General features: G+C 38.9%; 21 protein-coding genes. 7 read left to right on the forward strand and 14 right to left on the reverse strand.

The window, feature by feature from the left end; all coding sequences use genetic code 11:
- Positions 1-32: 32 nt before the first annotated feature.
- The 8 genes from HMPREF0848_RS04020 to HMPREF0848_RS04055 form a co-directional block, all read right to left on the reverse strand.
- Entirely contained in the window at positions 33-989 is a 957-nt protein-coding gene (locus tag HMPREF0848_RS04020) for an ABC transporter permease (RefSeq protein ID WP_008534803.1), read from the reverse strand.
- A 1-nt stretch (position 990) separates the two neighbouring features.
- On the reverse strand, positions 991-2,058 hold the full coding sequence (locus HMPREF0848_RS04025; protein WP_008534804.1) for an ABC transporter permease: 1,068 nt from the start codon (positions 2,056-2,058) through the stop codon (positions 991-993).
- A complete protein-coding gene (locus HMPREF0848_RS04030; protein WP_037608909.1) occupies positions 2,051-3,589 on the reverse strand; it encodes an ABC transporter ATP-binding protein in 1,539 nt (512 codons plus the stop codon). The genes HMPREF0848_RS04025 and HMPREF0848_RS04030 overlap by 8 nt, the downstream gene beginning before the upstream one ends.
- A gap of 114 nt (positions 3,590-3,703) precedes the next feature.
- Positions 3,704-4,768, reverse strand: coding sequence for a BMP family lipoprotein (locus tag HMPREF0848_RS04035; protein ID WP_314461582.1), 1,065 nt, complete (start codon positions 4,766-4,768; stop codon positions 3,704-3,706).
- Between the two features lie 68 nt (positions 4,769-4,836).
- A complete protein-coding gene (locus HMPREF0848_RS04040; RefSeq protein ID WP_008534807.1) occupies positions 4,837-5,235 on the reverse strand; it encodes a cytidine deaminase in 399 nt (132 codons plus the stop codon).
- Positions 5,222-5,884 (reverse strand): deoxyribose-phosphate aldolase, encoded by a 663-nt coding sequence (gene deoC / locus HMPREF0848_RS04045; RefSeq protein WP_008534808.1) that lies wholly within the window; start codon positions 5,882-5,884, stop codon positions 5,222-5,224. Before deoC ends, HMPREF0848_RS04040 begins: the two co-directional genes overlap by 14 nt.
- Positions 5,885-5,917: 33 nt before the next feature.
- On the reverse strand, positions 5,918-7,195 hold the full coding sequence (locus HMPREF0848_RS04050) for a pyrimidine-nucleoside phosphorylase (RefSeq protein ID WP_008534810.1): 1,278 nt from the start codon (positions 7,193-7,195) through the stop codon (positions 5,918-5,920).
- Positions 7,192-7,782 (reverse strand): class I SAM-dependent methyltransferase, encoded by a 591-nt coding sequence (locus HMPREF0848_RS04055; RefSeq protein WP_008534811.1) that lies wholly within the window; start codon positions 7,780-7,782, stop codon positions 7,192-7,194. Before HMPREF0848_RS04055 ends, HMPREF0848_RS04050 begins: the two co-directional genes overlap by 4 nt.
- A 109-nt stretch (positions 7,783-7,891) precedes the next feature.
- On the opposite strand from HMPREF0848_RS04055, the gene coaA reads away from it, so the two are divergent.
- Together coaA and rpsT are read left to right on the forward strand one after the other, a co-directional pair.
- A complete protein-coding gene (gene coaA, locus HMPREF0848_RS04060; protein ID WP_008534813.1) occupies positions 7,892-8,812 on the forward strand; it encodes a type I pantothenate kinase in 921 nt (306 codons plus the stop codon).
- 68 nt (positions 8,813-8,880) lie between these two features.
- Positions 8,881-9,117 (forward strand): 30S ribosomal protein S20, encoded by a 237-nt coding sequence (rpsT, locus tag HMPREF0848_RS04065; RefSeq protein WP_003093369.1) that lies wholly within the window; start codon positions 8,881-8,883, stop codon positions 9,115-9,117.
- A gap of 96 nt (positions 9,118-9,213) precedes the next feature.
- Here rpsT and HMPREF0848_RS04070 read toward each other — a convergent pair whose 3' ends face one another.
- The 3 genes from HMPREF0848_RS04070 to HMPREF0848_RS04080 form a co-directional block, all read right to left on the reverse strand.
- Entirely contained in the window at positions 9,214-10,629 is a 1,416-nt protein-coding gene (locus tag HMPREF0848_RS04070; protein ID WP_037608911.1) for a sensor histidine kinase, read from the reverse strand.
- Positions 10,619-11,293: a response regulator transcription factor gene (locus HMPREF0848_RS04075; RefSeq protein ID WP_008534817.1), complete on the reverse strand. Its 675-nt coding sequence runs from the start codon at positions 11,291-11,293 to the stop codon at positions 10,619-10,621. The genes HMPREF0848_RS04070 and HMPREF0848_RS04075 overlap by 11 nt, the downstream gene beginning before the upstream one ends.
- A 195-nt stretch (positions 11,294-11,488) precedes the next feature.
- On the reverse strand, positions 11,489-13,159 hold the full coding sequence (locus HMPREF0848_RS04080; RefSeq protein ID WP_008534819.1) for a formate--tetrahydrofolate ligase: 1,671 nt from the start codon (positions 13,157-13,159) through the stop codon (positions 11,489-11,491).
- Between the two features lie 194 nt (positions 13,160-13,353).
- Here HMPREF0848_RS04080 and HMPREF0848_RS04085 point away from each other — a divergent pair, with 194 nt between their 5' ends.
- From HMPREF0848_RS04085 to HMPREF0848_RS04105, 5 genes are all read left to right on the forward strand, one after another.
- A complete protein-coding gene (locus HMPREF0848_RS04085; protein WP_008534821.1) occupies positions 13,354-14,037 on the forward strand; it encodes a phosphopantothenate--cysteine ligase in 684 nt (227 codons plus the stop codon).
- The gene (coaC, locus tag HMPREF0848_RS04090; protein WP_037608914.1) at positions 14,030-14,575 is read left to right on the forward strand and encodes a phosphopantothenoylcysteine decarboxylase; all 546 of its coding nucleotides are present in this window, start codon (positions 14,030-14,032) and stop codon (positions 14,573-14,575) included. The genes HMPREF0848_RS04085 and coaC overlap by 8 nt, the downstream gene beginning before the upstream one ends.
- A 26-nt stretch (positions 14,576-14,601) precedes the next feature.
- Positions 14,602-15,174 carry an ECF transporter S component gene (locus HMPREF0848_RS04095; protein ID WP_008534825.1) on the forward strand — a complete coding sequence of 191 codons (573 nt, stop codon included), beginning with the start codon at positions 14,602-14,604 and terminating at the stop codon, positions 15,172-15,174.
- A 66-nt stretch (positions 15,175-15,240) separates the two neighbouring features.
- The gene (locus tag HMPREF0848_RS04100; protein WP_008534827.1) at positions 15,241-15,801 is read left to right on the forward strand and encodes an ECF transporter S component; all 561 of its coding nucleotides are present in this window, start codon (positions 15,241-15,243) and stop codon (positions 15,799-15,801) included.
- Between the two features lie 152 nt (positions 15,802-15,953).
- Positions 15,954-17,669, forward strand: a complete 1,716-nt coding sequence (locus HMPREF0848_RS04105) for a phospho-sugar mutase (protein WP_008534829.1) — start codon at positions 15,954-15,956, stop codon at positions 17,667-17,669.
- 231 nt (positions 17,670-17,900) lie between these two features.
- On the opposite strand, the gene metF is transcribed toward HMPREF0848_RS04105, so the two are convergent.
- The 3 genes from metF to HMPREF0848_RS04120 form a co-directional block, all read right to left on the reverse strand.
- Positions 17,901-18,773, reverse strand: a complete 873-nt coding sequence (metF, locus tag HMPREF0848_RS04110; RefSeq protein WP_021145206.1) for a methylenetetrahydrofolate reductase [NAD(P)H] — start codon at positions 18,771-18,773, stop codon at positions 17,901-17,903.
- A gap of 180 nt (positions 18,774-18,953) precedes the next feature.
- Positions 18,954-21,203 carry a 5-methyltetrahydropteroyltriglutamate--homocysteine S-methyltransferase gene (gene metE / locus HMPREF0848_RS04115; protein WP_008534832.1) on the reverse strand — a complete coding sequence of 750 codons (2,250 nt, stop codon included), beginning with the start codon at positions 21,201-21,203 and terminating at the stop codon, positions 18,954-18,956.
- Positions 21,204-21,492: 289 nt separating this feature from the next.
- On the reverse strand, positions 21,493-21,834 hold the full coding sequence (locus tag HMPREF0848_RS04120) for a hypothetical protein (RefSeq protein WP_008534833.1): 342 nt from the start codon (positions 21,832-21,834) through the stop codon (positions 21,493-21,495).
- Positions 21,835-21,842: the final 8 nt, after the last annotated feature.

Consider the following 21,842-nt stretch of genomic DNA (forward strand, 5'->3'; position numbering starts at 1 on the left):
TAGGCCTTCTCATTTGAAACTCTTTAGCGAGCTTATTTAGATTTAATATAGTTAACACCATCTGCTTTAGGTGCAACGGCTTTACCGAAGAATGCAGCCAAAACAATAATTGTCAAGATATATGGTGCAATTTGCAAATAGACGTTTGGTACATGTGAAATAACAGGCAACTGTTTTCCAATGATTGCCAATGATTGTGACAATCCAAAGAACAAACTTGAGAGCATTGCACCAATTGGGCTCCAACGACCGAAAATCATGGCAGCTAAGGCGATGAAACCAGGACCTGCAATCGTTGTAATGGCAAAGTTGTTTGAGATTGATTGTGCATAAACCGCACCACCAACACCACCAAGGAAACCTGAAATCATAACGCCATAGTAACGCATACGGTAGACGTTAATCCCAAGTGTATCTGCTGCCTGTGGGTGTTCTCCGACTGAACGAAGACGCAAACCAAAGCGAGTCTTAAAGATAAGCCACCATGATGCTACCGAAACCAAGATAGCAACATATGCTACCAAAGAAACATTCGTGAAGAAAACTTTACCCAAGAAAGGGATATGATTCAAGATTGGGAATGATACAGTCTTAAAGTTATAACTGATAGCAGGCGTTTGACCAGCACCATAGATAACACGTGTCAAGAAGACGGCCAAAGATGGTGCGATAAGGTTCAACACTGTACCAGAGACAACGTGGTCAGCACGGAAGTTAATTGTCGCAACAGCATGGACCAATGAATAGAGAACACCAACCAGACCTGCTACAATCGCAGCAATCCAAGGTGTCACATCTCCAAAACTTTCTGCAAAAGTTAAGTTAAAGAGAACACCTGCAAAAGCACCAATTACCATAATTCCTTCAAGGCCGACATTTACGATACCGCCTCGTTCAGAGAAAGTTCCACCGATACTTGTAAAAATCAATGGTGCTGAATATTTCAACATAGAGGCAACAATCAAGGCTAAAATAGTAATAAAGTCCATATTAGTTTTGTCCTCCTTTAGCTTTCACTGATTTATGACGAGGGCGAACCCAATATCTAATGATGTAGTTAGCACCAACAAAGAAGATTATCAAGGCTGATACAACATCGATAATTTCAGGTGGCACACCAATCATACCACTCTTACCAATAGACAAGACACCATAAAGAAGTGCGGCAAATGGGATACCGATAGGTGAGTTAGACGCTAAGAGCGCAACCGCCATACCGTTCCAACCGATAGCCAATGAAGAGTTTTGAACAAAGACATTTTGGAATGTACCAAGACCTTCTACTGTTCCTCCAAGACCACAAAGAGCACCTGAGATAATCATTGACATGATAATAACACGTTTAGATGACATCCCTGCATACTCTGACGCATGAGGATTAAGACCTACAGATGTAATTTCAAAACCAGTTGTTGTTTTCTTAAGCAAGAACCAAACTAAGAAGGCAGCCGCAAGAGCAAGGAAGAAACCAATATTGAAACGCGAACCACCAGTTATTTGAGATAAATACTCTGTTTGATAACTAGCTGAGGCTACAACCTTGTTAGAAGCTTCTGAGGAACGCAACATATCAGCTGTAAATCCAAAGCGAATAATATTGTTTGCCACATACAAAATGATGTAGTTCATCATAATGGTTACAATGACCTCACTTGTTCCCAAGTAAGCACGGAGAATACCTGGAATAGCCCCAGCGATACCGCCTGCAACCAGGCCAATGATGACTGTACAGATAACTGAAACCACCTTTGGCAAATCAGGAAATGATAAAGCAAACCATACGGCAGAAACCCATCCTGCCAAGGCCTGTCCTGGCAAACCAACGTTAAAGAAACCTGCCTTAGAGGCAACAGAGAATCCAAGTGCAATCAGAATCAACGGACTCATGGCACGAAGAATTTCACCAATATTTTTCAATGAACCAAAGGCCGTTGAGAAGAGATCATAGTAAGCCCAGAATGGATCGTAACCGAAAATTAACATCAAAACGGCTCCGATCAGCATTCCCAAGAGGACAGCAATTAAAGGAACTGCCCAATTTTGTACTTTTTTAGACATTTGCTTCCTCCTTATTCAATTGTCCACCAGCCATAAGAATACCAAGATCTTGCTTATTCGTTTCAGCAGGATCTAGAATTCCCTGAATTGCACCATCATAGATAACGGCAATTCTGTCTGACATATCAAGAATTTCATCCAATTCAAAGCTGACAACAATAACAGCCTTCCCTTTATCACGTTCAGCAATAATACGTTTACGGATGTACTCAATGGCACCAACGTCAAGACCACGAGTTGGTTGACTAACAATAAGAAGTTCTGGGTCACGGTCAATCTCACGAGCGATAACAGCTTTTTGTTGGTTACCACCAGACAATTCACCACCAGCAATTAATTCTCCTGCACCTCGAACATCAAATTCTTTCATCAATTCACGCGCTTTTGCATTGATGATATTATAGTTCAAGATACCATTCTTAGAATTTGGTTCTTTGTAGTAGGTTTGAAGAGCGATATTTTCAGCAACTGTCATTTCAAGGACCATACCATCACGATGACGATCTTCAGGAATATGACCAACACTCATCTCTGTAATCTGACGAGTTGTCTTATGAATAATCGATTCACCCTTGATAGTAATATCACCTGACTTAACTTTACGAAGCCCTGTAATCGCTTGGACAAGTTCTGTCTGACCATTGCCATCGATACCGGCAATACCAATTATCTCACCAGCACGAACATCTAATGACAGATTTTTAACAGCAGGAATTCCACGGTTCTCGTTAACCACCAAATCTTTAATAGAAAGAACAACTTCTTTTGGATTTGAAGGAATTTTCTCTGTCTTGAAGGAAACCTGATGACCAACCATCATTTCAGCCAAATCAGCATTTGTTGCCCCCTCAATCGTTACCGTATCAATTGATTTACCACGTCTAATAACCGTAACACGATCAGAAACAGCACGAATCTCATCCAACTTATGGGTGATAAGGATAATAGACTTACCTTCCTTAACCAAGGTTTTCATGATGTTTAGAAGTTCCGTAATTTCAGAAGGTGTCAAAACGGCTGTAGGCTCATCGAAAATCAAAATATCAGCTCCACGGTACAAGGTTTTGAGAATTTCAACACGTTGTTGAGCACCAACAGAGATATCTGCTACCTTAGCTGTTGGGTCAACTGCAAGACCGTATCTTTCAGAGAGTTCAGTAATTTCCTTGATAGCCTTCTTCATATCAAGGACTCCACCAGCTTTGGTTACCTCACTACCCAGGATGATATTCTCAGCAACTGTAAAAGCTTCAACCAACATAAAGTGTTGGTGAACCATTCCAATCCCTAGTTTCGTTGCTTTAGACGGTGAATCAATCGTCACCTCTTGACCTTTAACCTTAATGGTTCCGCTCGTAGGTTGCAAAAGACCTGAAAGCATATTCATTAAAGTTGACTTACCTGCACCATTTTCACCGAGGAGGGCATGGATTTCTCCTTGTCTCACATCAAGATTGATATGATCATTTGCCACGAATTCACCAAATTTTTTGGTAATATCGTGCATCTCAATGACATTTGGCTTCGTCATACAATCTCCTTTCAAGAATAATCTTTATTTCAGCAAAGGGGATCATTAACTGCTTCCCTTTGCTGAGACAAAAATTGTCCCAGTTTAAGCTCTATAAAAACTTATGCTTAACTATTATTTGCTAAGACCATCTGTTGGTTTCAATTCACCATTCTTGATTTGATCTTTAGCTTTTACGACTGCATCTTTGATATCTGAAGGGAGATTAGATGTTACAATGTCAACGCCACCGTCTTTGATACCGTAAGTCTTAGTTTTACCACCTTCAAATTTATCGCCTTTGAGTTGTCCGTTAGCGATATCTTTAACAACTGTACCAACTTGTTTGATTGTTGAAGTCAAAACAAAGTTAGATTTTTTCTTGTCTGAAGATGTATAATTACCTTCTGCTGTTTGGTCACGGTCAACACCGACTACCCATACTTTTTTATCACTGTCAGCATCAAGTTTTTCGTTAACTTCTTTAGCAGCTGTGAAGACACCAGTACCAGTACCACCAGCAGCTTGGTAAATTACGTCAACGCCTGAAGCGTACATTGTTGAAGCGATTGTTGTCCCTTTAGCTGCATCAGAGAATGATTCAGCATATTGAACTTGTACATCAATGTCAGGTTTTACTGACTTAGCACCAGCTGTGAAACCAGCTTCAAAACGTGTAATTGTGTCTGATGTTTGACCACCGATGAAACCAATTTTATTTGTTTTTGATTGCATAGCTGCTGCGATACCTGCAAGGTAAGCACCTTCGTTATCAGCAAACAAAACGCTTTCAACGTTCTTTTGGTCTTTAATAACATCGTCAATAATTACATAGTTCACATCTTCGTGTTCTTTAGCTGCGTCTGCTACTGCATCATGAAGAGCAAAACCAACACCAAAGATGAGATTGTAGCCTTGACTTTGTGCTGAAGACAAGTTTGTTGCAAAGTCAGACTCTGAACCAGATTGGAAGTAATTGTAGCCAGAATCTTTTTCAAGTTTGTTAGCTTTACCCCAAGCTTGAAGACCTTCCCATGCTGATTGGTTAAATGATTTATCATCAACACCACCAGTATCTGTAACAATTGCAGCTTTAACTTTCGAATCAGCTGCTGAGCCACCTCGTCCACCACGAGCACAAGCTGCAAGACCAAGTGCCGCAACAGCAACAAGGCCAAGTCCGATAATTTTCTTGTTCAATTTCATCTTGAACACTCCTCCTATAACTCGCAAGATAACTTGCTTAATAAAGAATAAAATAATTCAGACTATTGTAAGTCTGTAAAAGAGTATGGTAACAACTCTCCGACTGTCATCTCGACTGTCGATTTATCTTCAGCGATAAGAATCACTTTAGAATCTGATTTAAAAAATTCCACCATTACTTGACGACAAGCTCCGCAGGGTGAGATAGGATCTTTTGTATCTCCATATATCGCAAGACACGTAAAATCCCGATGTCCTTCAGAAACGGCCTTAAAAATAGCTGTTCTTTCTGCACAATTGGTTAAACCAAATGATGCATTTTCAATATTACACCCTTGAAAAACTTTTCCCTCTTTGGTTAGCAATGCTGCTCCAACTCTAAACTGAGAGTAGGGAACATAGGCGTTTTCTGCTGCTAAAAGAGCTGCTTCTATCACCTGAGCTTTTTTAGTAGCATTCATGACTTTCTTGCCCTTTCATAATAGCAACACCTGATGACGTTCCAATACGGGTAGCACCAGCTTTGATAAAGGCTTGTGCTGCTTCAAGTGTACGAGCCCCACCTGATGCCTTAACACCCATGTCAGGACCAACAGTCTTACGCATAAGCGCAATGTCTTCAATAGTAGCACCACCAGTAGAAAACCCTGTAGAGGTCTTAACAAAGTCAGCACCAGCACTCTTAGCTAATTGACATGCCTTAACCTTTTCGTCATCTGTTAAAAGACAAGTTTCAATAATAACCTTAACAAGCTTTGAACCGCTAGACTCTACCACAGCTTTAATGTCATCTTCAACTAATTTAAAATTTCTAGACTTAAGAGCACCGATATTGATAACCATATCAATCTCATCAGCCCCGTTAGCAATAGCATCTTTAGCCTCAAAGGCCTTGACGGTAGATGTTGATGCTCCAAGCGGAAATCCTATTACCGTACAAACCTTAACTGAACTATCTTTAAGAAAGTTGGCAGCAGTCTTCACCCATGTTGGATTGACGCAAACACTTGCAAATTGATATTCCTTAGCCTCATCAATTAAGGCATGAATCTGTTCTTCATTAGCATCTGCTTTTAATAAAGTATGGTCAATATAGCTATTAACAGGCATAAATAAGCTCCTTAATTAAGTTTAGATGAAGACCTAGGAAATGATTTTTAATATTTCTGTCGGTTTTTTACACACTTTACCAATAATAACATTTTTTTTGAATTCAGTCAGCAATTTTTTATTTAAATTTTCTTGACTATAAACCTTAGCAACAAGGTCTCCTTGAGCCACAGAATCACCGACTTTCTTTTCAAAAACAATTCCAGTTTCGTAATTAAGACTATCCGTTTTTGTAGCACGACCGGCACCTAATTGCATAGCAAATTTCCCGAAAGCCATCGCTGGTAGTTCTTCAATATAGCCAGCTTCATCTGCAAAAATCTCAGTCACAACTGGGGCACTACTTTGGCGATAAAGATCTTGCAAATCTCCCCCTTGAGCTTGGATAAGCTCTTCAAACTTAGCAAGGGCTTGTCCTCCGACTAAATGGTGACGAATATCTTCTTGGCTAACGTCAACTTGGGCTAATGTCAATAATATCTCAGCCAATTCACAGATAAAATCAGTAATATCTTCACGCCCCTTACCTTGCATAATTTCAAGGGCTTCGGTTATTTCCAAACGGTTACCTATGGCCTTGCCTAGAGGCTGACTCATATCAGTAATAACAGCAATTGTTTCACGATTGACTTCACGACCTAATGCCACCATGGTCTCAGACAACTTTTCGGCATCGGACATATTTTTCATGAAAGCACCTTGACCAACGGTAACATCCAGTAAAATCTTATCCGCACCTGCTGCAATTTTTTTAGACATGACAGAACTTGCGATAAGAGGAATGGAATCAACCGTAGCAGTCACATCACGAAGAGCATAAAGCAACTTATCAGCCTTAACGAGGTGTTCTGACTGACCAATCAGTGAAATACCAATTGCTTTAACCTGCTCAATAAATTCTTTCTTGGTACGCTCAACCTGATAACCCTTGATAGACTCTAACTTATCAATGGTACCTCCCGTATGACCCAGACCACGACCACTCATCTTAGCAACCGGTACACCAAAACTCGCTACAAGTGGCATGAGAATAATAGTGACCTTGTCACCAACACCACCGGTCGAATGCTTATCAACCTTAATTCCTGGAATCTCTGACAAATCATACTGCTCACCAGAAACCACCATTTCCGTGGTTAAATCATGGATTTCACGAATAGACATCCCCTGATAGTAAATAGCCATCGCTAAGGCGGCTATTTGATAGTCTGGAATAGCACCAGAGACGTAGCCATTGATGAGATAGGTAATCTCCTCAGTGCTTAATTCTCCACCATCTCTTTTCTTCTCGATTAAATCAACTGTTCTCATATTTTCTCACTTCTCAGGATATAATATCCCTTATCTTTTTTAACAACTTCAGCATTACCAAAAACATCTCCCATCTTAGCCTTTGCTGAAGGAGCTCCTTGTTTTTTCTGAATGACAATAGTCAAAGTACCACCTTGATTGAGATGATCATATGCTTCCTCAATAACTTGATGAACCACCTTCTTCCCAGCACGGATAGGTGGATTAGAAATAATATAGTCAAAATTTCCAGTAACATTTTCATAGATATTCGATTGGAAAATATCAACGTCAACCTTGTTTCGTTCGGCGTTTTGTTTAGCCAAATCAATCGCCCTACTATTGATGTCAATCATAGTGACTTTGACACCTTGAACTTTGGCTAGACTAATCCCAAGTGGTCCATAACCACATCCCACATCCAGAAGTGTTTTTCCATCCTCTAAATCTAGTGAATTTAAGAGCACTTGACTTCCGAAATCAATCATCTTTTTTGAAAAAACCCCAGCATCCGTATAAAACTGGAAACTTTCTCCTAGCAAATTTACCTTTAAATCATGAATATCGTGAGCCGCATCTGGCGTCTCAGCATAGTACATTTTTGACATAATGTGTCCTTCTAATTGTAGTTTTTTCTATTTTATCAGAAATAGAAGGCTAACGCTAGTTATATGATAGGGCTTACATTTTCTTGCTTTTTCTGCTATAATGAGACTTATGCTAAATGAATTTATCAATTTTGAGACGATTTCTCGCAAAGAATGGCAACGTCTCCACCAAGAGGCTAACGCTCCCTTGACTGCTGAAGAACTTGATTCCATTCGAAGCCTAAACGATAAGATCGATGTTCAGGAAGTCAGTGATATTTATCTCCCCCTTATCAATCTCATTCGCATTTACCAAAAAACTGCCAACGATTTAACCTTCTCGAAAAGTATTTTTTTGCAAAAAACGCAGACTAACCGTCCATTTATTATTGGTGTTTCGGGTTCGGTTGCTGTCGGCAAATCAACCACCAGTCGTTTGCTCCAACTCTTGTTGCAAAGGACTTTTCCGCAATCTAAGGTCGAACTCGTCACAACTGATGGCTTTCTCTATCCTAACCAAGTTTTAATTGACAAGGGAATCCTTGATCGTAAAGGTTTCCCCGAATCTTATGATATGCCATTACTGCTCAATTTTTTAGACATTATAAAAAATGGTGGGGATGTCAAAATTCCTGTCTATTCTCATGAAATCTACGATATTGTACCAGGGCTAACACAAGAGATTAAGCAACCAAATTTTTTAATCGTTGAAGGAATCAATGTTTTCCAAAACCCTCTCAACCAACGTCTCTATATGACAGACTACTTTGACTTTTCCCTTTATATTGATGCTGGTGTCGATAATATTGAAACTTGGTACCTTGAGCGCTTCCAAACCCTTTTGGATCTCGCAAAGAATGATGAAAAAAACTATTACCATCGTTTCACCAAAATCAGAAAAGAAGACGCTTTAGCTCTAGCACAAAAGACCTGGCGAGATATAAACTTGGTTAATTTGGAAAATTATATCGAACCTACACGTAACCGTGCTGAACTCATTCTTCATAAAGGTGACAATCACAAAATTGACCTCATTCATTTAAAAAAATAGAAAAAGCTTGCCAAGGGACCTAAAATAACGTATAATGACATAGTTAGATAAATTTGGAGGTGAAAACATTGGCAAATATTAAATCAGCTATCAAACGCGCTGAACTTAACGTTAAACAAAACGAAAAAAACTCAGCTCAAAAATCAGCTTTGCGTACTGCTATTAAAGCATTCAACGCTAACCCAACTGAAGAAGCTTTCCGCGCTGCATCAGCAAGCATCGATAAAGCCGCTTCAAAAGGTTTGATTCATAAAAACAAAGCAAGCCGCGATAAATCACGTCTTGCAGCTAAATTGGCTAACTAATCTAAAGCTCCATAAGGAGTTTTTTTAGTGTCTAAAAATCATTAAAGACAACAACCCCTGCTAGCCTAAAAGCTAGCAGGGGTTTTCTTCATGCAGTTATACTCCAGTAATTTTAACTTCAAAAATAGTCCCTTTAGGTTGATTATCCTTTACAGTAATCGTTCCCTTAAGTGCAACTACAATTTGCTGTGCTAAGGATAAGCCTAGTCCAAAGCCACCTTTTTGTCTGGTTCTGGCCTTGTCCACCCGGTAAAATCGATCAAAGATTTTTTTCTTATCAGCATCTGAGATACCAGGACCATTATCCGCAACAGAGATATAAAGATGTCGATCATTTGTGCGAACGGTAAAGGTCACCTGTCCATCATCTTCCGTATATTTAACAGCATTGTCAAATAAAATCGTCATCAACTGTTTCAACAAGGTTTTATCAGTCTGAATAGGACGAATAACTTGATTTCGAGCAGTAAAGCCCTTCTCACTTTCTTCAGCAATCATCGCATAATTAGCAAAAACAGTATCGAAGAAAGCTGAATCTATCGTTTCAATCTCTGGCTTAATCCCATCATCACGACGGGCCAAATTCAAAAGATTTGTTGTCAAAAGACGCATATTACGGACTTCATCTAGACTTGATGCAATATTCCCCAAATTGTCTAAAATTGTACTCTCTGGCTTACGGAAAAGAACTTCAAGACGGTTTTGAATGACTGCAAGAGGCGTCCTTAACTCGTGACTAGCATTTTCAACAAAGGCCTTCTGCTTTTTCAAACTTTCTTGGATAGGACGTCTTGACCATTTGGCCAGATACATACTTGCTGCTACAGACAACAGCCAGAAGAAACTCATCATAATGACGATTAGCTTAACGTAACGTTCAGTCGCCTCCTCTAACTGAGTCGTGTTAATAGCGATAACAACATACTTAGCATCAGGGTATAGACTACTATCTACCTTTTCAGTAATCAAACGATACTTTTCAGTTTGATTGAAGTAATTCTGAGCACTACCTTGACTAATAATGTCAAGATTACTTCTATCAATTGAGAGATTGGTCAAGCTAGAAAATTTATCAACAGTATTTAAGACCTTGCCATCTTTATCAAGAACGAGAACATTTGTATTAGCAGCCACTGATAAATCATGAGGAGCATCTTCCATCTTAGATTTTTTCTTTTTAGAATCTTGATTATTAGCACTGGTTTTAGGCTGCCCTAAAGACCCTTTGGTATCATATGTCTGATAAATAGTTGTCGTATTGTTTTGATCTACCTCAGAAGTCACAAAGAGTTCTCGTTTCAACATCTCCATTTCTAAATAAGAATTTGATTTGTTTGCTGCAATTTTCAAACTAGAATCAACATTAGAGTAAACACCATAACTCAAAATTTGCAATATCATGACAGTCATGATGAGGAAAATACCAGAAAAAGTCGCAAAGAAATGGATGAAAGTCTTAAAACCGTCTGACTTGATTCTCCTTAAGAGATAATTGAAAAACTTAGTCAGCATTCTTCAAAATATACCCCACGCTTCTCAAAGTTTGAAGGTTAGCCGCAAAGTCAGTTCCCTTCAATTTCTTACGAATTTTTGAAACATAAACCTCAACAACAGAGACGGTAGTATCACTATCAAATCCCCAGAGACGGTCAAAAATTTGTGACTTAGGTAGGATGACATTTTGATTTTGTAGGAAGTAAACCAGCAAATCAAACTCTTTACCTAGAAGTTCTACTTCTTTGTCTTCCACGAAAGTTGAATTCGTAGAAAGATTAACACGGACATCCCCAAAAGAGAGGGTGTTTTGGTCAAATTTACCAGAGCGTTTCAAAAGTGCTTGAATACGCATTTTTAGCTCTTCCAAATAGAAAGGTTTGGTAAGGTAATCATCAGCGCCAAGCTCAAAACCGTGCCCCTTATCATCAAGACTTTCCTTAGCGGTCATAATGAGAACAGGTGTTGTGACTCCTTTTTCACGTAGCTCCTTCAAGACCGTAAAACCATCTTTTTCAGGTAACATAAGATCTAGAAGGATTAAGTCATAAACCCCACTCTCAGCCTCATAGAGACCTTCATCACCATCAAAAACTTGCATAACATCAGCAAAATCATCTAAAAAATCAAAAACTGAGTTTGACAAACTCAAATCATCTTCAACTAATAATATTTTAATCATAGTTATCTCCCTTACTAGGTGCAAAACCTAGTCATATATCTCTCTAAGTCTTCCCATTATATCGAAAATACACTTAATCTTCTAGTGCTTTATTTTCTTTCGTTAAGACTCAGTTTATCTTATCTTCCTTAAGTTTTTCATAAATAGAGCAAAAAAACAGCACCAACTGGCACTGTTTCCAAGAAATATTTGTTATTAGAACAAACCAATTGCTGTTCCGTCTTCAGCAACATCCATCTTGAGGGCTGCTGGGGCTTTTGGCAAACCAGGCATGGTCATGACATTACCTGTAAGAGCTACGATAAAGCCGGCACCAGTCTTAGGAATGAACTCACGAATCGTGATATCGAAGCCTTCTGGAGCCCCGAGTAAGAATTGATTATCAGAGAAGCTGTATTGTGTTTTAGCCATACATACTGGCAATTTGTCCCAACCAAATTCTGCAAATTGTTTGAGCTGGGTTTTAGCTTTTTTCTCAAATACAACTGATTTACCACCATAGATTTCAGTAACAATCTTAGTAATCTTTTCTTCCAAGCTGTCATCATCCGAATAGAGACGTTTGTAATCAGCATTGCCATTTTCAACAGCATCTACTACTGCATTAGCAAGGTCAATACCACCATCAGCTCCATTAGCCCAAATACTAGCCAATTCAACAGGAACATTGATTTCTGCACAAAGTTCTTTGAGGGCTGCAATCTCAGCTTCTGTGTCAGCAACGAATTCATTAATAGCAACAACAGCTGGAATTCCGAATTTACGAACATTTTCAACGTGGCGTTTCAAGTTAGCAAAACCATCACGAACGGCTTGAACGTTTTCTTCAGAAAGGTCAGTTTTAGCGACACCGCCGTGCATCTTAAGAGCACGAAGGGTAGCAACGATAACAACGGCATCAGGTGTCGTTGGAAGGTTTGGCGTTTTAATATCAAGGAATTTTTCAGCACCAAGATCCGCACCAAAACCAGCTTCAGTAATTGTATAGTCAGCCAAGCGAAGCGCTGTAGATGTTGCAAGAACTGAGTTACATCCATGAGCAATATTGGCAAATGGACCACCGTGAACAAAGGCAGGTGTACCATAAATCGTTTGAACTAAGTTAGGTTTGATGGCATCTTTAAGAATAAGAGTCAATGCCCCTTCAATTTCAAGGTCACGTACATAAACAGGCGTACGGTCATAACGATAGGCAACAACAATATTTGACAAACGCTCTTTTAGGTCATTGATATCCGTTGCCAAGCAAAGAATCGCCATGATTTCAGAAGCAACAGTAATATCAAAACCATCTTCACGTGGAATACCATTAAGCGGTCCACCAAGACCAACTGTTACATGACGAAGAGCACGGTCATTAAGGTCAACGACACGTTTCCAAATAATACGGCGTTGGTCAATGCCAAGTGCATTTCCTTGGTGAATATGATTGTCAAGAAGTGCTGATAAGGCGTTATTGGCTGTAGTGATAGCATGCATATCACCTGTGAAGTGGAGGTTAATATCTTCCATAGGAAGCACTTGAGCGTAACCACCACCAGCAGCACCACCTTTGATACCCATAACTGGACCAAGAGATGGTTCACGAAGGGCAATCATGGTTTTCTTACCGATTTTATTAAGAGCATCTGCAAGACCGATTGACATGGTTGATTTACCCTCACCTGCTGGTGTTGGGTTAATAGCTGTAACCAAAATCAATTTTCCTGGTTTATTATCTTTGACTGCATTGATTTTATCAAAAGACAATTTTGCCTTGTATTTTCCGTAGAGTTCCAAATCGTCAAAGCCGATTCCAACTTTTTCAACTACTTCTGTGATTGGTTTTAATTCTACACTTTGAGCAATTTCGATATCTGATTTCATGAGACACTCCTCTATATTTTTCTTAGTTTCTATTATAACAAATAGATAGAAAAAACGCATTATTTTTAAGTGAATAGTTTTTATTGTTCGGTTTTTAAAAAATTATGGATTGTTATAACTTTATTTTATATGGTAAACATCCAAGAATACTTACTTTTATTTACTAAAACACCGATTTTTAGTACAATACTACTATGAAAATATTGATTACATCGGGTGGTACCACTGAAAAAATTGATTCCGTACGAGGAATCACAAACCATTCAACAGGACACCTTGGTAAAAAAATCGCTGAATTATTTATAGCTAAAGGTCACCAAGTAACCTTAGTAACAACCAAAGCTGCGGTTAAACCAGAACCAAAAGAAAATCTAAATATTACTGAAATTACCAACGTAGAGAGTCTTCTTGAAACCATGGAACCTCTCGTTAAAGAACATGACGTTCTCATCCATAGCATGGCAGTCTCAGACTACACCCCTGTTTATATGACTAATTTTAATGAGTTGGAAAATAGTGAGGACCTTACAGAGTTCCTAAACAAGTCTAACTCTGAAAGCAAAATTTCATCCGCTTCAGATTATCAGGTTCTTTTTCTCAAGAAGACACCAAAGATTATTAGTCTTATCAAACAATGGAATCCCAATATTCTATTAGTTGGCTTCAAACTTCTCGTAAATGTCAGCAAGGAGGAACTTTTTGAGGTTGCTCGTACCAGTCTTAAACGCAATCAGGCTGACCTGATTGTAGCAAATGATTTAAGTGACATTTCAGCTAATCAACATATCGCTTATCTGGTTGATGAACAAAGTCAAGAGAAAGTGGCAACAAAATCTGAGATTGCTCAAGCCTTATATGAAAGGATATGTCATGACTAAACGTATCATTCTAGCTGTGTCAGGATCCATTTCCGCCTATAAAGCAGCTGATTTAACAAGCAGGTTAAAGAAAAAAGGTTATGATGTTCACGTCATTATGACTGAAGCTGCTCAAGCCTTTATCACCCCTCTGACACTTCAAGTTCTCTCGAAGAACCCCGTTCACACTGATGTCATGGAAGAAAAATTAGCTGACCGTATCAATCATATTGACCTAGGTAAGGAAGCTGACCTCTTTATTGTCGCTCCAGCTTCAGCCAATACTATTGCTAAGTTAGCTAACGGGATGGCTGATAACATGCTCACAGCTACTGCTTTAGCACTACCCAGCACCACCCCAAAACTAATTGCACCAGCAATGAACACGAAAATGTATGACAATCCATTGACTAGGAAAAATTTAGATACTTTGCATGACCTTGGCTACCAAGAAATTCTTCCTAAGTCTGGTGTACTTGCCTGTGGAGATACGGGACGTGGTGCTTTGGCTGATATTGATGTCATTCTTGAAGCAATTGACTCTAAGCTAATAAATTAACTTTCTACAAACAATAGGAGATGAAGATGAATAAGAAAAGTAAGGCAAACCAAACAGCGCAGTTGGCACTCTTGATAGCTACAATGGTGGTCATTGAAGTGCTCAGTCAAACTATTTTCGCTGCTTTTGTACTCCCCATCAAACCAACCCTAACACATATTCCAGTGATTATTGCTAGTATCGTCTATGGCCCCAAAATTGGAGCCTATTTGGGTGGTTTCATGGGACTTATGAGTATCGTCCGTAACACAGTGATCTACACAGTGAGCAGCTACCTTTTTAGTCCCTTTGTTGAAGGTGGAACTTGGGCATCTGCTGTTATTGCTATTGTCCCTCGTGTATTAATCGGTATCTTACCGTATTTTGTTTATAAGATACTTCAAAACCGCTTAGGCTTGACACTTTCTGGAGCCATTGGAGCCTTTACAAATACCTTTTTCGTACTCTTAGGTATCTACTTTTTAATTCCTAATTTCTACTCACAGGGTGGCAAAACGTTAATGGCAACCATTTTTACAACCAACTCGATTGCCGAAATGGTTATTGCTGGACTTTTGACAGTAAGTATCACTCCTATGCTTCTACGATTGAAAAAGTAAATTATTTAATCTATGGATAGTGCTGAAAATCAGATACTATTCTACAAACTCGTAAGGAAAATTTTTATGAAAAAATCAACCGCTATTGCACGAATTGCCATCTTTTTTGCAGTGATGCTCACCATTCATTTTGTGACGTCTTTCATTCTCGAATTTGTTCCATCTGGGATTCAACCGACCTTGGTTCATATTCCTGTTGTTATCGCTTCCGTCATTTATGGACCTAGGATTGGAGCCATTTTGGGACTCCTAATGGGACTCTTTAGTGTGACCATGAATACATTGGTCTTGACACCAGCAAGTTTCCTCTTTAGTCCCTTTGTCTCACATGGAAACCTCTATTCTCTCATTATTGCACTGGTTCCACGTATTTTAATTGGAGTGACTCCTTACTTCGTCTATCGATGGTTACACAATCGTACTGGTTTGGTAACAGCTGCTATTGTCGGATCTATGACCAATACCATTTTTGTTCTATTAGGAATTTACATCTTCTTCGGCAACATCTATGGTGGCAGCTTTCAACATTTTCTTGCTTTGATTTTGACAACAAACTCTCTTATTGAAGTCATTGCTACAGTTCTTGTCGCAACTGCAGCCGTTCCGACGCTTGAAAGATTAAAATAATTAGTTAGGTCGAGACTGATATGTCTTGGCTCTTTTATTTTCATTTACATTTCAGATACCATTTTCTTTTTAAAAAGATTTACAATTATCGCTAGAATTTTCTGAAAAAATTTGTTATAATGTAAGTGGTTAAGAATATAAAGGAGAATGCTATGTCTTACACTGAAAATTACAAAAAATGGCTCGATTTTGCTGAATTACCAACTTACCTTCGTGACGAGTTGGTCTCAATGGATGAAAAAACCAAAGAAGATGCCTTCTATACCAACCTTGAATTCGGTACAGCTGGTATGCGTGGTTTGATTGGTGCTGGTACAAACCGTATCAACATTTATGTGGTCCGTCAAGCGACTGAAGGTTTGGCGCAATTAATCGACTCAAAAGGTGAGGAAGCTAAAAAACGTGGGGTTGCTATTGCCTATGATAGCCGTCACTTCTCTCCAGAATTTGCATTTGAATCTGCACAAGTTTTGGCAGCGCACGGTATCAAATCTTATGTATTTGAAAGCCTTCGTCCAACACCTGAGTTGTCATTTGCAGTACGTCATCTTCACACATTTGCTGGTATCATGGTAACAGCTAGCCACAACCCTGCACCATTTAATGGTTACAAGGTTTACGGAGAAGATGGTGGACAAATGCCACCAGCAGATGCAGATGCATTGACAGACTTCATCCGTGCTATCGAAAATCCTTTCACAGTGAAATTGGCTGATTTAGAAGAAAGCAAGGCTAGTGGACTAATTGAAGTCATCGGTGAAAATGTTGATGCTGAATACTTGAAAGAAGTTAAAGATGTCAACATCAACCAAGACTTGATTAATGAATACGGTCGTGACATGAAGATTGTCTACACACCACTTCATGGTACAGGTGAAATGTTGGCACGTCGTGCACTTGCTCAAGCTGGATTTGATGCTGTTCAAGTCGTTGAAGCTCAAGCTGTTCCAGATGCTGACTTCTCTACTGTCAAATCACCAAACCCAGAAAACCAAGAAGCCTTTGCTCTTGCTGAAGAACTCGGTCGTAAAGTAGATGCCGACGTATTGGTTGCAACTGACCCTGATGCAGACCGTCTTGGTGTTGAAATTCGCCAACCAGATGGTTCTTACCTCAACCTTTCAGGTAACCAAATTGGTGCTATCATCGCCAAATATATCCTCGAAGCTCACAAAACAGCTGGTACCCTTCCAACTAATGCAGCTCTTTGTAAATCAATCGTATCAACTGAGTTGGTAACTAAGATTGCGGAAAGCTACGGCGCTACTATGTTTAACGTCTTGACTGGTTTCAAATTTATCGGTGAAAAGATTCATGAATTTGAAACACAACACAATTACACTTACATGCTTGGTTTTGAAGAAAGCTTCGGTTACCTCATCAAACCATTTGTACGTGATAAAGACGCTATCCAAGCTGTTCTTATCGTTGCAGAAATCGCAGCCTACTACCGTTCACGTGGCATGACATTGGCTGATGGTATTGAAGAAATCTACAAAGAATACGGCTACTTCGCAGAAAAAACTATTTCTGTTACTCTCTCAGGTGTTGATGGTGCTGCTGAAATCAAGAAAATCATGGATAAATTCCGTGGCAATGCTCCTAAACAATTCAACAACACTGATATTGCTAAGACAGAAGACTTCTTGGAACAAACAGCTACTACTGCTGCCGGCGTAGAAAAATTGACAACTCCTCCAAGTAATGTATTGAAATACTTCTTGGCTGATGATTCATGGTTTGCCGTTCGTCCTTCAGGTACAGAACCAAAAATCAAATTCTACATTGCAACAGTTGGAGAATCTGAAGCAGATGCTAAACAAAAGATTGCCAATATTGAAGCAGAAATTAACGCTTTCGTAGGGTAATAAGATTTAACTGTTTAGACATCAAATAACACAAGATTATATTGAATAGTCTCTCAGACTATACAAGCTTACAGGGGTTAGATGGAACATTGATTCTGTCTAACCTTTTTATGATTTCCTTTATGTCTGTTTTAAGTTTGAGGGAAATCAGAACATCTTTATGCCACTACCTTTTGAGAGACAAAGAAACCACTTATAGATAAATCTATAAGTGGTTTTAAAATCGTTTTATTACTTCTCAGAATTTGAATGACTCTTAAATAAAGCATGTGTCGCATTGTAAATATGTCTAGCTGTCGCTGCATTATTCATCGTATACAGGTGAACTCCTGCAACGTCTTGTGTAACCAAATCCACGATTTGGTCAACAGCATATGCTAAACCGGCAGCTCTAAGAGATTCAGGATCATGCTCATACTTATCCAAAATAGCACGGAATTTACGTGGCAAGTGGATATTTTCACAGGTCTTAAGTAGGCGTAAGGCTTGATTACGATTCAAAATAGGCATAATACCAGCATGGATAGGCACATCAATACCAGCAAGAGTACATTTATCTTGGAAATCGTAGAAGCGTTCATTATCAAAGAAGAGTTGAGTCACAAGACTAGAGCAACCAGAATCAACTTTTTTCTTAAGATTTTGAATATCGGAGATTTGATTTGGTGAATCAGGGTGACCTTCAGGATAACAAGCACCGACAATATCAAATTGAGGAGCCTTTTCCTTGATAAACTCAATCAAATCAGTAGCATATGTGAAATCTTTAAGAGGTTCAACCCCTGGGATAATATCACCACGAAGGGCCAAAATACGATGCACACCGACAGCATCTAATTCACGAAGTGTGTCCGCAACCTTTTCTTTTGTCAAATAAATAGCTGGAAGATGGGCAATTGTCGGGATAGCTAGATCATTTTGAATATGGTTTGCCAAAGGAACCGTTGTCTCTTTGATATTATATTTGTTATTACTAGCTGTGACACTAATAAAATGGGGTGACAGTCCTTTCATATCCTCAAGGGCAAGCAAAATTTTTTCATTACCTACAGCTGGATTAGGCGGAAAGACTTCAAAAGAGAGTGATGGTGTTTGGCTTGTCATATATTTTACCTTCTTCTTTTTAGATTTTTGTTGAGACAAAAGCAAATTTTAGTGTTTAGTCATCTCAGAACCACATAGAAACAATTTTAGCTAGCCTACTTGCAAAAATCTTTAGGAATCATTACCTATTGAAGACCCTCTACACTCAGTAAGAAGGTCTTCAAGGTATTATAATGTTAATTACAAGTTTTCACGAGCTGCTTTTGCGGCTGCTACGAGCTTAATCAAACTTTCTTTAGTTTCTTTGATACCACGAGTTTTCAAACCACAGTCTGGATTGATCCATACTTTGCTACTTGGAACTTTAGCCAAGATTGCTTCAATTGTGTGATCAATTTCACCGTCTTTAGGGACACGTGGTGAGTGGATATCGTAAACCCCAGGTCCAACTTCTGTTTGGAAGTTTTTCGCTTTAAGCTCATCCAAGATTTCAAGGTTTGAACGGCTAGCTTCAAATGAGATAACATCTGCATCTAAGTTATCGATAGCTGGGATAATATCTGTAAATTCTGAGTAACACATGTGAGTGTGGATTTGTGTGTCTGGTGCTACTGTTGAGTGTACCAAACGGAAGGCTGGAATAGCCCAGTCAAGGTAGTCTTCGTACCAGTCACTGCGACGGAGTGGCAATTTTTCACGAAGTGCAGCTTCATCGATTTGGATAATTTTAACGCCTGCTGCTTCAAGGTCAAGAACTTCATCCTTAATAGCAAGGGCGATTTGAAGAGTAGAATCCTTGATAGAGATGTCTTCACGTGGGAATGACCAGTTAAGGATAGTAACAGGTCCAGTCAACATACCCTTAACAGGCTTGTCTGTACGGCTTTGTGCATAGCTAGACCATTTAACAGTGATTGGGTTAAGACGAGTGACATCACCCCAGATGATTGGTGGTTTAACCCCACGCATACCATATGATTGCACCCAACCATTTTTAGAGAAGAGGTAACCAGACAAGTTTTGACCGAAGTACTCAACCATGTCGTTACGTTCAAATTCACCATGGACAAGAACATCAAATCCAACTTCTTCTTGCCACTTAATCCATTCATCGATTTCTTGTGCAAGGAAAGCATCGTAATCTTCTTGTGACAATTCATGCTTACGGAAAGCCAAACGTTTAGAACGCACTTCCTTAGTTTGAGGGAATGAACCGATAGTTGTTGTTGGAAGCAATGGAAGTTTGAAATCATCTTTTTGAATAGCTTCACGTTCTGCAAAAGCTGGCAAACGTGTGTAATCTGCTTCTGTCAAGCCTGCAATACGAGCACGAAGTTCAGCGTTTTCACCAATACGTTCAGTAGCAAAGAGCTCTTTGTTAGCAGCAAGTGCTTCAGCACCTTGACCATTGCGGATAGCATCCAAATCACGAAGTTCTTCCAATTTTTCAACGGCAAAAGCAAAGTGATTCAAAATGGCTGGTTCAAAGTCTTCATTAGCAGTTGTAAATGGTACATGAAGAAGAGAACATGAAGTCGTCAAGACAACATTTTCAGCTGGAACTTGATCCAAGATTTCCAAGCTCTTTTCATAGTTATTACGCCAGATATTTTTACCATTAACAATACCAGCATAGAGAGTCTTGTCAGCTGGGAAACCACCTTTAACAAGTTCAAGTGTCTTCTTACCTTCGACAAAGTCAAGACCAATACCGTCAACTGGCAAGTTCACGAGATCATTATAGACATCACGAACATCACCAAAGTAGGTTTGAATCAAGACTTCAAGGCCTTTCTTGTCAGCCAAGAGTTTATTGTAAAGATTCAAGAAGAGTGCTTTTTCATCAGCTGTCAAATCTTTAACAAGTGCTGGTTCATCAAGTTGGATACGAGTCGCACCAAGTTCAGTCAATTTAGCAAAAACTTCTTGGTAGGCAGCTACAAAACTATCAACGAAGTCTTCAGCTTTTACACCATCTTCAAAGTCAGATAATTGAAGGAAAGTGAATGGTCCAACAACAACTGGACGAGTGTTGATACCCAATTCTTTTGCTTCTTGGTACTCATCAAAAATCTTGTGACCAGCAAGTTTAACTTCTGTTGTTTTTTCAAATTTAGGAACGATGTAATGGTAGTTAGTATTGAACCATTTTTTCATCGGAAGGGCACGTACATCCCCTTTTTCACCTTGGTAACCACGCGCCAAAGCAAAATATTGTTCCAATTCTGTTAAATCCAAGTTTTGAACAGATGCAGGCACAACGTTGAATAAGAAAGCCGCATCAAGGAAATTATCATAGTGAGAAAAGTCATTTGAAGGAATCTCAGTAATACCTTTTTCTTTGACAATATTCCAATGCTTAGCACGCAAGTCTTTAGCTGCAGCCAAGAGTTCATCTGCTGTAATTTCTTTTCTAAAGTATTTTTCTGTTGTAAATTTTAATTCGCGGAATTCACCCAAACGTGGGAAACCAATGATAGTAGTTGACATCTTGTGTCCTCCTCTTTGTTGTTGCATTAATCTTACCAAAGAAATAGCTTTCTGTATAATTGGTATTAGTTTTCTCTATATATAGTTTTTAGCTATAACCTATAAACTAAGGGATTTGTCCTTTCTGTTATCTCCTTCTGCTTAGATATTATTATAGCTAATAACTATAGGTATGGTAGCAAAAAATCCCTAGACATTTGTCTAGAGATTCTTGTTGCTGTACCTGATAGCTTAAGTCTTACCTTTCTCCTTATTGCTGTATTAATAGAGAAAGCCAGACCTATAATGACTAACTCCTAATAGATTCTATCACTCTCTCTTGAATCCAAGATGATGTATAAGACATATTTTCACTATTATAACTATTCCAAATAAAATAACCAAAAACTGCTAGTACAAGTAGGAAACAAATTCCCAAAACGGCTAACCAAATGATTTGTTTCTTTAAACTGTCATATTCATTCATATAGCCATTATGAATTTTAATCAGTTCATCTCTCTTTTTGTTATTAGACTCTTTGGCAATGGCAATTTCAAGTTCATACATCTGGTGTTTCCAAGAATTGCCTTTTTTTGTTTTTTTATTTGAAAGGTTGCTGCTACCTTTCTCAAATTTATTTTTTTCAGTCATAATTCCCT

Source organism: Streptococcus sp. C150 (assembly GCF_000187445.1).
Classification (GTDB): Bacteria; Bacillota; Bacilli; order Lactobacillales; family Streptococcaceae; genus Streptococcus; species Streptococcus raffinosi.